General features: G+C 34.6%; 13 protein-coding genes and 1 pseudogene. 9 read left to right on the top strand and 5 right to left on the bottom strand.

All coding sequences use genetic code 11. The features are described from left to right. Positions 1 to 21: 21 nt before the first annotated feature. The gene (locus BAU23_RS03080; protein WP_000567977.1) at positions 22 to 774 is read right to left on the bottom strand and encodes an AAA family ATPase; all 753 of its coding nucleotides are present in this window, start codon (positions 772 to 774) and stop codon (positions 22 to 24) included. Between the two features lie 10 nt (positions 775 to 784). Further along, positions 785 to 1,053 (bottom strand): annotated as a pseudogene (locus BAU23_RS30875) (hypothetical protein). 148 nt (positions 1,054 to 1,201) lie between these two features. Between BAU23_RS30875 and BAU23_RS03070 the strand changes: the two are divergent. Then, the gene (locus BAU23_RS03070; RefSeq protein WP_071733480.1) at positions 1,202 to 1,930 is read left to right on the top strand and encodes a DUF4184 family protein; all 729 of its coding nucleotides are present in this window, start codon (positions 1,202 to 1,204) and stop codon (positions 1,928 to 1,930) included. Positions 1,931 to 2,120: 190 nt separating this feature from the next. Continuing rightward, complete coding sequence (locus tag BAU23_RS03065) at positions 2,121 to 2,879, top strand: hypothetical protein (protein WP_000973886.1); 759 nt, start codon at positions 2,121 to 2,123, stop codon at positions 2,877 to 2,879. Positions 2,880 to 2,915: 36 nt separating this feature from the next. Here the strand turns inward: BAU23_RS03065 and BAU23_RS03060 are convergent, their stop codons facing one another. Beyond that, complete coding sequence (locus tag BAU23_RS03060) at positions 2,916 to 3,347, bottom strand: DUF3997 domain-containing protein (RefSeq protein ID WP_000832854.1); 432 nt, start codon at positions 3,345 to 3,347, stop codon at positions 2,916 to 2,918. Positions 3,348 to 3,478: 131 nt separating this feature from the next. Here BAU23_RS03060 and BAU23_RS03055 point away from each other — a divergent pair, with 131 nt between their 5' ends. The 3 genes from BAU23_RS03055 to BAU23_RS03045 all read left to right on the top strand — a co-directional run bounded on the left by BAU23_RS03055 (position 3,479) and on the right by BAU23_RS03045 (position 4,884). Beyond that, the gene (locus tag BAU23_RS03055) at positions 3,479 to 3,934 is read left to right on the top strand and encodes an RDD family protein (protein ID WP_000769075.1); all 456 of its coding nucleotides are present in this window, start codon (positions 3,479 to 3,481) and stop codon (positions 3,932 to 3,934) included. Positions 3,935 to 4,213: 279 nt separating this feature from the next. Beyond that, on the top strand, positions 4,214 to 4,309 hold the full coding sequence (locus BAU23_RS03050) for a flagellar motor protein (RefSeq protein WP_071733478.1): 96 nt from the start codon (positions 4,214 to 4,216) through the stop codon (positions 4,307 to 4,309). A gap of 65 nt (positions 4,310 to 4,374) precedes the next feature. After that, positions 4,375 to 4,884, top strand: a complete 510-nt coding sequence (locus BAU23_RS03045) for an SDR family NAD(P)-dependent oxidoreductase (RefSeq protein ID WP_000218315.1) — start codon at positions 4,375 to 4,377, stop codon at positions 4,882 to 4,884. A gap of 66 nt (positions 4,885 to 4,950) precedes the next feature. Here BAU23_RS03045 and BAU23_RS03040 read toward each other — a convergent pair whose 3' ends face one another. Beyond that, entirely contained in the window at positions 4,951 to 6,051 is a 1,101-nt protein-coding gene (locus BAU23_RS03040) for an ABC transporter ATP-binding protein (RefSeq protein ID WP_000818943.1), read from the bottom strand. Positions 6,052 to 6,322: 271 nt separating this feature from the next. Here BAU23_RS03040 and BAU23_RS03035 point away from each other — a divergent pair, with 271 nt between their 5' ends. After that, complete coding sequence (locus BAU23_RS03035) at positions 6,323 to 7,999, top strand: glycoside hydrolase family 13 protein (protein WP_000415217.1); 1,677 nt, start codon at positions 6,323 to 6,325, stop codon at positions 7,997 to 7,999. Between the two features lie 40 nt (positions 8,000 to 8,039). On the opposite strand, the gene BAU23_RS03030 is transcribed toward BAU23_RS03035, so the two are convergent. Further along, positions 8,040 to 9,800, bottom strand: coding sequence for an alpha-glycosidase (locus tag BAU23_RS03030; protein WP_000910442.1), 1,761 nt, complete (start codon positions 9,798 to 9,800; stop codon positions 8,040 to 8,042). A gap of 325 nt (positions 9,801 to 10,125) precedes the next feature. Between BAU23_RS03030 and BAU23_RS03025 the strand changes: the two genes are divergently transcribed. The 3 genes from BAU23_RS03025 to malD all read left to right on the top strand — a co-directional run bounded on the left by BAU23_RS03025 (position 10,126) and on the right by malD (position 13,606). Beyond that, entirely contained in the window at positions 10,126 to 11,385 is a 1,260-nt protein-coding gene (locus BAU23_RS03025; RefSeq protein ID WP_000709907.1) for an extracellular solute-binding protein, read from the top strand. A gap of 76 nt (positions 11,386 to 11,461) precedes the next feature. Beyond that, entirely contained in the window at positions 11,462 to 12,763 is a 1,302-nt protein-coding gene (gene malC, locus BAU23_RS03020) for a maltosaccharide ABC transporter permease MalC (protein ID WP_001194979.1), read from the top strand. Beyond that, the gene (gene malD, locus BAU23_RS03015) at positions 12,764 to 13,606 is read left to right on the top strand and encodes a maltosaccharide ABC transporter permease MalD (RefSeq protein WP_001022608.1); all 843 of its coding nucleotides are present in this window, start codon (positions 12,764 to 12,766) and stop codon (positions 13,604 to 13,606) included. The last annotated feature ends 238 nt before the right edge of the window (positions 13,607 to 13,844 follow it).

Below are 13,844 nucleotides of genomic sequence, written 5' to 3'. Positions count from 1 at the left end.
AGCAATCGCTGCTTCTTTTTTTTAAGAATCAAATAAATGATGAAATAATCGATCACGATTTTCAAAGAAAAGTTTCGTCGTTTGGTAATGCTCGGTTTCTTCTAATGTAGATTCGTGAATCCCTTCTTGTGTTAAAGAGTATATAGTGGATTCAGGGTAAGCCATTAAAATAGGAGAGTGTGTCGCAATAACAAATTGTGAACCTTGTTCCGCTAGTTCGTGCATTCGAATGAGCATGGAAAGTTGTCTCATTGGTGATAGAGCGGCCTCAGGCTCATCTAAAATGTATAAACCTTGTCCTGAAAAACGATTCATAAATAATGAAAAGAATGATTCACCATGGGATTGTTTGTGTAGTGAGATACCACCATATGAGTCAATAACTGGATTTCCGCGTGCTTCTAGATCAGCATCCATTTCATCGATATAAGAAGCAACGTTATAAAATGATTCAGCGCGAAGAAAGAAACCGTCGTTTGGTGTATTGAAACTTTTGGAAATTCGAAGGTATTCATGTAAAGATGAATGTGAATCGTTTGTGCTAAAGCGGAAATTTTTCGTTCCACCTTCTGCATTAAATCCTAAAGCAATTGCAATTGCTTCGAGTAATGTTGATTTACCCGTTCCGTTTTCTCCAATAATGAATGTTACATTTGGGTGGAAAGCTAGTGATTGTAAAGTTCGAATAGCGGGTAGACAGTAAGGGTATGCGGAAAAACTAGGGATATTTTCTTTTTTTAATGTGACATTTTTTAAAAAGGGTACGTCAATCAATATATAAACCTCAATTCATAACGGATTTTAATTCTAACAAAGCAGCAAATACAAGTGTAAGACAACTTGCGAATAAAATTGTATATTGAAGTGCGCCAAAACCGAGACCTTCCCAGCCAAAAGACATTCTTTTCCATATAAAAATGAAAAGAACGCTCATAAAGCCAACGAGAGCAGGTATATATTTTATAATTTTGTCGTGCTTCCATAGAAAGAAGCTAATGTATGTACTTAGCAAAAGATAAACAGAACAAGAAAAAAGACAAGTGTTAATGACAGGCGAATACTTCCTTATTTTCTGAATATTTCATGTGGATTATAACACGTAAACTATCATATTCCAATGTGAAAATAAATATTGCATCAAGATCAATTCACTCGTTATGATAGATGGTATTCTATTGAAAATATGAAAAGGAGTCAAAACATGCCGTTTACATTTGCGCATCCAGCAGCAGTTCTTCCTTTTGTGAAAAAGCGTTCTCAATATATTTCAGTAACGGCTCTTATATTAGGGAGTATGGCGCCTGATTTTGAATATTTTTTACACTTTAGACCGTATGGTGTCATTGGCCATACATGGCTTGGGTTCTTATATTTAAATTTACCGCTTGTATTTCTACTCGCATACATATATCATCACATTTTAAAAAAGCCGTTTATAACACATTTACCTAAACCATTTGCTGGTTACTATACATATGCGGTAGATGAGAGGTGGGGGCTTCATACATGGAAGAATTTCTTTGTATTTTGCTATTCTGCTTTATTTGGTATGCTCACGCATGTCGTTTGGGATGCCTTTACTCATAATACAGGCTATTTCGTTATGGAAATACCATTTTTACAAAAAGAATTATATAATATCCCAGTGTATAAATATATGCAACACGGGAGTACATGTGTCGGTTTATTATTACTATTATATGTACTATGGAAGTATAAAGATGAAACAGGGAAAGATATTATTATAGCTTCAGAAAAAAGGAAGTATTGGGTTTCGGCAATAATTGTGACAGCTCTTATATTTATCGTTCATACGTTCATAGATCCCTATTTTCATATTTTCCAAATAGGGGGTATAATAGTATCTGGACTGACAAGTTCGTTTTGTGGACTTCTCATTGTTTCTATAGTTTACAAAGCAAGGGACTAATTTACCCCGCTATTTCCGGGCAAGTAAGACTCCCACCTCAAAATTCGGTTGGAGCGAAGAAGTTAGGTGGGAGATCAACTGCCCGTAAAAGCCCGATTGGTGAAGGCTGATAATCAGTGGGGATGGACAAAACCCCCACTGATTAAAGTTTCACTTTATATTAATGAATGATAGTGTTAGGAGAAATTAAATGATGAAAGCATGGAAAAGTATTTTTGTTTTATGTAGTTTTCTTCTTATGTTAAGTGGTTGCTTCCATCAAGAAGAAAAGAAGGCAGAACCTAAAAAGAAAGAATCTATTCCAGAAACAAAAGAGTATGGTGGGCATGAGCTTAAAAAAGTAGGGCAAAAAGTGAAAGAAAAAGGATGGGGGACATTTGAATTAGAACAGATTCATTCTGTGAATCAAACATTTGAAGTAGCCCCAATGAAAATTCATGTACAAGACGTTAAAGTTATCTCATTATCACAAATGAGCAAAGATGCAAAAAATACATTGAAAGTGTATACGGCATTAACTCCTGAAGAAGTAAAGCGTAGATTGGGAGATAAAGTGAGTCAAGAAGATGCTGAATTATATGCATCGTTAAGTGGAACAGAGATTAGCGAAACGATTCGGTATGTCGAAATTACATATAAGGTAGAAAATAGTGGAAATAAGAACATGCAATTCTTCTCTATGAATGATGTTATTATTAATGATAAACAACACTTTAATGTAGGGACTCAAAACTTTTTATATGAAGAAGACACACTGGTGGGGACAAAGAGTGTATCAAGGGAAGATTATAAGCCTGGTGAGACACGAGCCGGAATTATCGGTTTAATACTTGATGATGGAAAAGAGAAGGTAAAGGATATTAAGTTTACAACAGATGATTTAGCGGCAGGAGATACTCATGAAGCTGTTCAAGAGCCACAAACTTTCAATATCTCACTTTCCAAGTAAGGTGTGTATGTAAACGAAAACAGTCAGCATAAAAATTTATGCTGACTGTTTTTTTAGCTCTTTCACATATGAATCTACACTTTGAAAAGGTACTGTAATTTTAAATGCATCTTTTTGTTCGTTAAATTGTTTTTCATTATAAGGACCGAATCGTTTATTATGCTTTACATCGATAATCCAATAATGTTCATTTTTTTTATTTGTAATTGCTGCATCGGGATTATTTGGATCTGATTTTTCCACAATTTGTTTTGTGATAATGTATTTATCGTCCCAAGCAATTTCTGTGATTTTTGCAGGGATGTATTGTGTAGCATATACAGCATCTTGCGAGGGGAAAAGTTCAAATGCATCTCCAGAAGTATGTATGAGTTCATATTCGTCGTTAATGGTATAGGTTAAATGGTTTGTATTGCCTGTACAACCTGTTAATAAGAGTGCGGCAAATAGGATTATCCATCTTTTCAATATGGGAACCTCCTTTATAGTGCTGTTGTAACACATTGTACAAGAAAAGTAAGAGAAACGCTAGTTTACAATGTTTTTTAGAAGTGGTACGATGAAACGGGTAAAGAAGGATATGAAGGAGTCGACATAGAATGAAGTTAAAGATGCATCGTCCAGCGCTTGTAATGAATCGCATAGGTGCTTCCCTTATTGACATGTTTTTAATATCGGTTATGTACGGTGCGATAGTAGCTGTTATCACTGGAAACTATAGTGCTATTTTCAATCGTTTTAATATAAGTTTTGGTGACTATAGATATGACCTTACGGTAGCTTTCATGCTAATGGCTATATATTTTATTTTGTTACCATTTATTTGGAACGGTTCTACAGTAGGTAAAAAGGTAACAAGAACAAAAGTAATTTCATTAACAAGTGAAAAACTAACGTTACAAACATTAATAATACGATTTTTTGTATTGTTATTACCAAACATATTGTTACTTGGAATTCCATTAATATGTAACGTATATATGATGTTATTCCGCAAAGATAATTGTGGTTTCCATGATTTAATTGCAAAGACGAAAGTGATGAGTCTGGTATAAGGAACATTTAGATTTATACGTTATAATAGTGAAATAAGACTTTTTATTGTTTGCATATAAAAAGTCTTATTTTTTTTAGAAATTTGATAAATGTAATTGATATAATGGAATTTATATGGGCTGGATATCTCCTATATAGTACTCGCCATGTTATTGAAGGATGTTTAAAGAAGCGATAGCTAATTCAAACATCCTATTTTCCGTTTTAATAGATTGAAAATTAAGTTAATGGTATAATGAATATAAATAACATTGTTATATAACAAAGGGGGATTTGGAATGACCGGAGGTAGCTTAATATTTTGGGGGATTCTTATTTTTATCGGTTTAACCTTTGATCAATATAATAATAAGAAAAAAGAAACAAAAAAGTAAACGTTTACAATTTGTAAGGTTAACTTTTCCTGCTTGCGGACTAATCTAATAAAGGAGTATACTGAATGACGGTAAGACATATAGAAGGGGTAATGAAAATGAAGCTTGCAGGAAAGGTTGCCATTGTAACTGGTGGTGGCATCGGTATTGGACGTAGTACAGCTCTTTTGTTGGCTAAGCAAGGCGCAAAAGTAATTGTGACGGACATTGATCAAGAAAGTGGACAAGCAACAGTGGAAGAAATTACGAATCTAGGCGGAGAGGCACTTTTTGTATCCTATGATATGGGAAAACAAGGAGATTGGCAACGCGTTATCAGTATTACTTTGAATGCATTCAGTCGCATTGATATGCTTTTTCAAAATGCTGGTTTATATAAAATAGATTCTATTTTTTCTCGCCAACAAGAGAACGATTCCAATGTACTTTGTATTAATGACGTTTGGATAGAGATAAAACAATTAACGTCATCTTTTATGAAACAGCAAGAAGAAGTGGTGCTTAGTGACTTACCGATTTTCGGTATTATTAGCACGAAAGGACAATCATTTCATACAGTAGACGCCCTAGTATAATAATGAAAACCGCCCTCAATGTATGTGGACGGTTTTTTTGTATGTTCTATAATAGAACTTTATTTTTTAACGAATACGTTGTTCTGTTTGACTGTCAAAGAAATGCGCTTTATTTAAATCGAATGCAAGTTTAATTTGATCTCCAGGTGAAAAAGTATGTCTTGCATCAACACGTGCCGCAAAATCTTGATTTCCAAGTTTCATATATAAAATAGATTCAGCCCCTAACAACTCTGCAACTTCAATTTTTGTTGTGAAAGTAGTAGATTGTGAAGCTTCTAAAAATAATAGTTCATCATGAATATCTTCTGGACGAATACCTAAAACAATTTCTTTATTTACATAGCCTTGTTCGCGTAATAACTTCATTTTCCCTTCAGATACTTTAAACTTTAGTGAACTGTCTATTACGAAATCGGTTTCAGTTAATTTTCCGCGGAAGAAATTCATTGCGGGTGAACCGATAAAACCACCAACGAAAATATTTTCAGGTGTTTCATATACTTCTTTTGGAGTTCCGATTTGTTGGATTTTTCCATCTTTCATAACAACAAGACGTGAAGCCATTGTCATTGCTTCGGTTTGATCATGCGTTACATAAATTGTCGTTGTGCCAAGGCGGTGGTGTAATTTAGAAATTTCGGATCTCATTGCAACACGTAGTTTTGCATCTAAGTTTGACAATGGTTCATCCATTAAGAAAACTTTTGCGTCTCGAACAATTGCTCTTCCTAATGCAACACGTTGTCGTTGTCCACCTGATAACGCTTTTGGTTTTCTAGTTAAGTATTGTTCAAGCCCTAAAATTTTCGCTGCGTCGTTCACGCGACGATCGATTTCATCTTTCGGTATTTTTCGAAGTTTTAATCCGAATGCCATATTATCATACACACTCATATGCGGATAAAGAGCATAGTTTTGGAAGACCATTGCGATATCTCGATCTTTTGGAGGAACATCGTTCATTAGCTTACCATCAATTGAAAATTCTCCTTTTGAAATATCTTCAAGGCCAGCTACCATTCGTAATGTGGTAGATTTTCCACATCCAGAAGGACCGACGAATACGATAAATTCTTTATCTTGAATGTGTAAGTTAAAATCTGTTACGGCTGTTACGTTATTATCATATATTTTATAAATATTTTCTAATTTAAGTTCTGCCATGATATTTCCCCCTAGAAATTTATGCAAACGTTTTCTTTGAGTTCATTATAAACGAATAGGTTCAAAAAAGAAATAAAAACACTAGAAAAAAATAAAACGTTTTCATTTCCGCAAGAAAATATAGTAAGTTTCGCTAGTTTTCTTAGAAAAAGAAGAATAAATATTGTAAGCGCTATTTTAAATTAAGATAGAATCTGTTATCATTCATTAATGAAAACGTTTGCGCCTTAAAAAAGAAAAAATTATAGTATAGATGAAATGGGGTAGCATAATGGAAAAACAATGGTGGAAAGAAAGTGTAGTATATCAAATTTATCCTCGTAGTTTTATGGATAGTAACGGTGATGGCATAGGGGATCTTCGTGGCATTCTTTCAAAGCTAGATTACTTAAAAGAATTGGGTATTGATGTAATTTGGTTATCACCAGTCTATGAATCTCCAAATGATGATAATGGTTATGATATAAGTGATTATTGTAAAATTATGAATGAGTTCGGAACAATGGAAGACTGGGATGAACTATTACATGAAATGCATAAACGTAATATGAAACTTATGATGGACTTAGTTGTTAATCATACTTCAGATGAACATAATTGGTTTATTGAATCACGTAAATCGAAAGATAATAAATATAGAGACTATTATATGTGGCGTCCTGGAAATGAAGGGAAAGAGCCGAATAACTGGGGAGCAGCGTTTAGTGGCTCTGCATGGCAATATGATGAAATGACAGACGAATATTATCTACATCTGTTTTCTAAAAAACAACCAGATTTAAACTGGGATAATGCAAAGGTAAGACAAGATGTTTATGGCATGATGAAGTTTTGGTTAGAAAAAGGAATTGATGGATTCCGTATGGATGTTATTAATTTTATTTCTAAAGAAGAAGGCTTACCAGCTGTTGAAACGGATGAAGAAGGATATGTTTCAGGGCATAAACATTTTATGAACGGTCCGAACATTCACAAATATTTGCATGAAATGAATGAAGAAGTATTGTCTCATTATGACATTATGACGGTTGGGGAAATGCCAGGTGTAACGACTGAAGAGGCTAAATTATATACAGGTGAAGCTAGAAAAGAACTACAAATGGTATTCCAATTTGAACATATGGATTTAGATTCAGGAGAAGGCGGGAAATGGGATGTAAAACCATGTTCACTTCTTACTTTAAAAGAGAATTTAACAAAGTGGCAAAAAGCATTAGAGCATACAGGATGGAATAGCCTTTATTGGAATAACCATGATCAGCCTCGCGTTGTATCTCGTTTTGGTGATGATGGAATATACCGTACTGAATCTGCGAAAATGTTAGCGACGGTGCTTCATATGATGAAAGGAACACCGTATATTTATCAAGGAGAAGAAATCGGAATGACGAACGTTCGATTCCAATCAATTGATGAATATCGAGATATTGAAACGTTAAATATGTATAAAGAAAAAGTGGTAGACCGTGGCGAAGAGAAAGAAAAAGTAATGGAATCTATTTATATAAAAGGCCGAGATAACGCTAGAACGCCAATGCAGTGGGACGATAAGAATCACGCTGGATTTACAACAGGTGAGCCATGGATTGCGGTAAACCCTAATTACAAAGAGATTAATGTGGAGCATGCAATCCAAGATGAAAACTCAATTTTTTATTACTATAAAAAATTAATTGAGTTACGTAAAAATAATGAGATTATTGTGTATGGATCATACGATTTAATACTAGAAAATAATCCTTCTATTTTTGCTTATGTAAGAACATATGGAGAAGAAAAGCTTCTGGTGATTGCAAACTTCACTGCGGATGAATGTGTATTCGAATTACCTGAGGACATTATTTATAACGAATTAGAGTTATTAATACACAATTATGACGTAGAAAATGTATCGATAGAAAATATTATATTACGACCATATGAAGCAATGGTATTTAAATTGAAATAAGAAAAATCCTTATGCCACCCTGGCATAAGGATTTTTTCTATTACCATTTTAAAATAGAGAATCCGTACGGTGGAAGTGTAACTTGTAATACACTTGCTTCCGCTGAAAATTCTTCGTTTGTATAAATGTTAATGATTTTCTTTCCAGTAACATGGAGAGGGAGTGAAGCAGTAACTTCACTATCAGTCGGATTTAAAACGAAAAAGATAGTTTCATCTTCAAATGTTTTCGTATAAGAAATATAATTATGTTCATCATTTGCTTCGATGAATTGGAAAGTACCATGTCCTCCAAATGCTTTATATTGCTTTCGTAATGAAATTAATGTTTGTACATGTGTAAATAATAGATGATCTTGTTCTTTCGTATCCCAAATCATACATTTGCGACAAGCTGGATCCATACCGCCGTCTATACCAATTTCATCTCCGTAATAAATACAAGGAGAGCCGATGAAAGAAAGATGAAATACATAGAGTAACTTTAACTTATTTGTATCCCCATTACATGTTGCTAAAATTCTAGGTGTGTCATGACTGTCTAATAAATGAAATGCCGCTTCATTTACATTCATAGAGTAGGAATGTAAAGAATCCGTAATTTGTTTCATGAATTCATTCGCATGAATGGACTCGTTAGCAAAGTAAGAAAGTAGGGCGTTTGTCACAGGATAGCTCATTACAGCATCAAATTGATCCCCTTGTAGCCACGGGAGTGCATCATGCCAGATTTCTCCTAGAATATATACTTCAGGATTTAATGCTTTTATTTCACTACGGAATGCTCTCCAAAAGCTGTGATCGACTTCATTTGCGACATCAAGGCGCCAACCGTCTATATGGAACTCTCTTACCCAATAACGACCTACTTCAAGTAAATACTCTTTTACATCTGGATGAGCAGTATTTAATTTAGGCATATATGGTGTAAATGCGAAAGTATCATAATTAGGAAGCGGCTCAGTTATAATTGGAAATTCATGAATATGGAACCAATCCTTATAGGCGGAATTCTCACCATGGTTCAGCACGTCTTGAAATTTATCGAAGAAGTATCCGCTATGATTAAAAACAGCGTCGAGCATTATTTTTATACCACGTTTATGACATGCTTCAACGAGTTCTTTAAAAGTTTCTTTCGTCCCAAATTGTGGATCGATTTCCATGTAATCAATTGTGTCGTATTTATGATTCGAGTGAGCTTTAAAAATAGGAGTGAAATAAATCCCAGAGATTCCAAGCTTCACAAGGTAATCAAGATTTTGAAGAATGCCAGCGAAATCACCCCCGAAAAAATTAGTAGCAGTTGGCTCTGCACTTCCCCAAGGAAGGGTGTTTGCCGGATTTAATGCGCTATCCCCGTTAGCGAATCGTTCCGGGAAGATTTGATACCATACTGTGTCTTTAATCCAAGATGGTGCCCTGAAAACGTCTTTTGCATGAATGAATGGAAAGCAGAAAAAGTTACCGACATCGTCATTTGGAATGTTAGAAAAAAATCCTCTTTCTGTATAAATAAGAGTGTCTACGTCGTTTTTTAATTCGAATCCATATCGTAAGCGTTTAAATTTTGGTTCGATTGAAACCGACCAATAATCAAATAACTCAGTAGATCCGGTTTTTTTCATCGGTGTACTCGCTGTAATCCATTTCCCATCTTGCCATTCGTATGGATCACCGTAGATGAGGGCGGCGCTGTGAACATCATCTCTTTTTGTGTGTATTCGGATGTGAATTGTTTTTTCGTCGTAAGCGTATGCATAATTATCTTTTGGCCTATGATAGATTGCTTCTTTAAGCATATAGAAAATCCCCCTTTAATATCTCTATACATATTGTTACCTAAAACGAAATAATAAAGATTATGTTGCAAACGATTTCCTTTCACATAACTTTAATATTGCTTATAAGAGTAGTATTCATTTTATGTAAAGTCAATGGATAAAGAGTATGATGAGATTATTTTGAAAATTAATATTTGCAAAATGAATAAAAGAATGTATAATGATAGACAAATAGCGCAAACGTTTTCATAGATTGAGATATTGTTTGCGCTTCTATTAAACTATTCAATGCAAACGTTTTCAATTTCTGAGGTACATAGAGAATTTAGGGAGGTTTTTTGGGATGAAGAAAGCATTATCACTATTAACAATTTCAGCATTGTCCATCGGTATGTTATCTGCATGTGGACCGAAAGATTCAGGGAAAAAGGAAGCAAGTAAAGAGAAGAAAGATTATGATCTTCTCGTTTGGGAAGATGATAAAAAAGGTGTTGGTTTAGAACCAGCCGTGAAAAGCTTTGAAGAAAAATATAAAGTAAAAGTTAAAGTTGTTGAAATGCAAATGACGGATCAAGTGAAGAAGTTACGTCTTGATGGACCTGCGGGGACGGGGCCGGATGTTGTAACATTGCCACACGATCAAATTGGAAATGCAGTAACAGAAGGCTTACTTTCTGAAGTAAAAGCAGATGATGCTGTGAAGAGTAAATTTACTGACTTATCAATAGAAGCACAGACATATAACGGAAAATTATATGGTTTACCAAAAGCAATTGAAACACCAGTTTTTATTTACAATAAAAAATTAATGCAAAAAGCACCAGAAACGATGGATGAGCTGTTTAACTTCTCAAAAGACTTTACGAAGGATGGCAAGTACGGATTTTTAACATTAGGAGATAACTTCTACTTTGCTAACGCGTTTATGGCAGGTATGGGCGGATATGTATTTGGTGAGAAAGACGGAAAGCCAAATGCAGGCGATGTTGGATTAAATAATAGTGGAGCAGTACAAGGTGCTGAATATCTTCAAAAATGGTACAAAGAAAAGTTATTCCCAAAAGGTATTATTGGTGAATCTGGTGGCCCTGCTGCGGACGGATTATTCAATGAAGGAAAAGCAGCGTCTATTATGAACGGACCGTGGGCGTTCCAAGCGATGGAAAAGAACGGAATTGATTATGGTGTTGCTCCAATGCCGAAATTACCAAATGGTCAACCGATGAAAACATTTGTTGGGGTAAAAGGATGGCATGTAACAAGCTTCTCTAAACAAAATGATTTAGCTACAAAATTCACTGAGTGGGTAACTAATGAAGAAAATGCGAAAATTCGATTTGAGAAAACAAAAGAAATTCCTCCAGTAAAATCAGTAATGGAAGATCCAATTATTAAAGATAATGAAGCTGCAAAAGCAGTTGCAACTCAATCAGAAAATGGAGTTCCAATGCCGAATATTCCGGAAATGCAAGAAGTGTGGAAACCAGCTGGAGACGCTCTTCAGTTAGTTGTTACAGATAAAGAAGCACCAAAAGCAGCACTTGATAATGCAGTGAAGCAAATTAAAGGGAATATAGAGGCAAACCACAGCAATAAAAAATAAGGTGAAATTCGTGCCTCGAATATAAGAGGCACGAATTCTCTCCCTTCCAAGTAGGAAGAAAAAAGGGGGAAGGAACATGCAAACATCTATGGAGCCAGCGAAAGATTTAAACGGTTCAAAACATAGGAAAATGGCAACCATGTTATCAATCATTCCAGGCGTGGGCCAAATGTATAATAAACAATTTGTAAAAGGTCTTATTTTTCTAGTATTAACAGGTTCATTTATTGTAGCCTTTGCTGATTTATTAAATATGGGATTATGGGGAATTGTAACGCTTGGTACAGAAGTTCCACGTGACCATTCTGTCTTTCTATTAGTAGAAGGAATTTTGGCACTCATCGTCATCGGGTTTGGACTCGGAATATATGGATTTAATTTATATGATGCATATCAAAACGGGAAAAAACGTGATATAGGAACACCGTTAAACTCTGTAAAAGAACAATACCGTAATTTACTAGATCAAGGGTTTCCATATTTAATGGTTTCACCAGGTTTTCTATTACTTATCTTTGTAGTTGTATTTCCAATCATCTTCGTAATTTTAATTGGATTTACGAACTATGATTTATATCATTCTCCTCCAGCTAAATTAGTAGATTGGGTAGGGTTTAAAAACTTTATTGATATCTTTACATTACCGATGTGGAGAGAGACGTTTTTAAGTGTATTTTCTTGGACTGTTATTTGGACATTCGTTGCAACGACATTACAGGTTGCGCTTGGTATTTTCTTAGCGATTATCGTAAATCAGCCTGGTATTAAAGGGAAGGCAATTATTCGAACAATCTTCATTTTACCGTGGGCGGTCCCAGCATTCGTATCTATTCTTGTTTTCTCTGGTATGTTTAATGAAACATTTGGAGCGATTAACAATCAAGTATTAGCTTTATTCGGAATTGAAAAGATTGCTTGGATGACAGATCCATTTTGGGCGAAGATTGCTTTAATTATGATTCAAACGTGGCTTGGATTCCCGTTCGTCTTTGCAATGACTACAGGTATATTGCAATCGATTCCAGGAGAATTATATGAAGCTGCTACAGTAGATGGAGCTACAGCTTGGCAACAGTTTCGTAAAATTACATTGCCACTTGTCTTATATGCAACAGCACCAATATTAATTACGCAATATACGTTTAACTTTAATAACTTTAGTATTATCTATCTATTTAACGGCGGAGGTCCTGCTGTAGCTGGACAAGACGCAGGTGGAACAGATATTTTAATTTCATGGATCTATAAGTTAACGATGACTTCGGCGCAGTACGGGAAAGCAGCAGCTCTTACAATGATCTTATCGTTAATCGTTATTACAGTTGCGTTATGGCAATTTAAGAGAACAAAATCATTCCAAGAAGAGGATATGATGTAAATGAATATTAAAAGACAAAAGATGTTACGTCTCTCATTAAGTTATCTCGTTATTTTCGTAATGTGTGCCATCATTTTCTATCCATTATTATGGATTATTGGCTCATCGTTTAATCCGGGTGATAGTTTATCTGGATCAAGTATTATTCCGCAAAATGCAACGTTAGATCATTATCGTAAGTTATTAGATTTAGAGAATAGTAATTATTTACTATGGTATAAAAACACATTAAAAGTAAGTGTTTTAACGATGATTTTCTCAGTGTTAGCAATTAGTTTTACTGCGTATGCATTTTCGAGATACCGTTTTGTTGGAAGAAAAAATGGTTTATTAACATTTTTAATTCTGCAAATGATTCCAAACTTTGCAGCGTTAATTGCTCTATACGTATTAGCGCAGTTAACAGGATTAATTGATACGCACCTTGCATTAATTTTAATTTATGTAGGCGGGGCAATCCCAATGAATACATGGCTTATGAAAGGGTATTTTGATACGATTCCGAAAGAATTGGATGAGTCAGCTCGTATGGATGGAGCAGGACATTTCCGTATTTTTTGGCAAATCATTATGCCACTTGCAAAGCCGATTGTAGCAGTTGTAGCGTTATTCACTTTCATCGGTCCATTTACAGATTTCATTTTAGCGAGTATTATTTTGCGAACACCAGAAAATTATACGTTAGCAGTTGGGTTATATGAAATGGTAGCGAAGAAATTTGGTAATGAATTTACAACGTTTGCAGCCGGTTCAGTTTTAATTGCAATCCCAATTTCAATTTTATTCCTATCACTACAAAAATACTTTATTTCTGGTTTAACAGCTGGAGGTACGAAAGGATGAAAAATGGGACATTACGTCCCATTTTTCTTTTCATCTCCCTATAAAAAATTTTATAGGGAGATGAAAAGAGATTTGACATCGCATATGAAAAGAAGTGAAATAAATAGTATATTATAGTATAGGAAAAAAGAGCTATATCCCTTACAATACATGGAGAGGGAGAATATGATAAGTTTTGCAAGATAGAATAAATAAATGAAAGTTTATGACTTCTCCTATGACTTGCAACGGGTGCAAG

Source organism: Bacillus nitratireducens, from assembly GCF_001884135.1.
GTDB lineage: Bacteria > Bacillota > Bacilli > Bacillales > Bacillaceae_G > Bacillus_A > Bacillus_A nitratireducens.
The sequence above is the reverse complement of the archived record's forward strand: the minus strand, read 5'-3'. Positions and strand labels throughout refer to the sequence as shown.

Coding starts and splice junctions, on each gene's coding strand:
- BAU23_RS03040 (WP_000818943.1), bottom strand. CDS start 6,051: ATGGCAGAACTTAAATTAGAAAATATTTATAAAATATATGATAATAAC.
- BAU23_RS03065 (WP_000973886.1), top strand. CDS start 2,121: ATGATGAAAGCATGGAAAAGTATTTTTGTTTTATGTAGTTTTCTTCTT.
- BAU23_RS03035 (WP_000415217.1), top strand. CDS start 6,323: ATGGAAAAACAATGGTGGAAAGAAAGTGTAGTATATCAAATTTATCCT.
- malC (WP_001194979.1), top strand. CDS start 11,462: ATGCAAACATCTATGGAGCCAGCGAAAGATTTAAACGGTTCAAAACAT.
- BAU23_RS03050 (WP_071733478.1), top strand. CDS start 4,214: ATGACCGGAGGTAGCTTAATATTTTGGGGGATTCTTATTTTTATCGGT.
- BAU23_RS03045 (WP_000218315.1), top strand. CDS start 4,375: ATGACGGTAAGACATATAGAAGGGGTAATGAAAATGAAGCTTGCAGGA.
- BAU23_RS03055 (WP_000769075.1), top strand. CDS start 3,479: ATGAAGTTAAAGATGCATCGTCCAGCGCTTGTAATGAATCGCATAGGT.
- malD (WP_001022608.1), top strand. CDS start 12,764: ATGAATATTAAAAGACAAAAGATGTTACGTCTCTCATTAAGTTATCTC.
- BAU23_RS03030 (WP_000910442.1), bottom strand. CDS start 9,800: ATGCTTAAAGAAGCAATCTATCATAGGCCAAAAGATAATTATGCATAC.
- BAU23_RS03025 (WP_000709907.1), top strand. CDS start 10,126: ATGAAGAAAGCATTATCACTATTAACAATTTCAGCATTGTCCATCGGT.
- BAU23_RS03070 (WP_071733480.1), top strand. CDS start 1,202: ATGCCGTTTACATTTGCGCATCCAGCAGCAGTTCTTCCTTTTGTGAAA.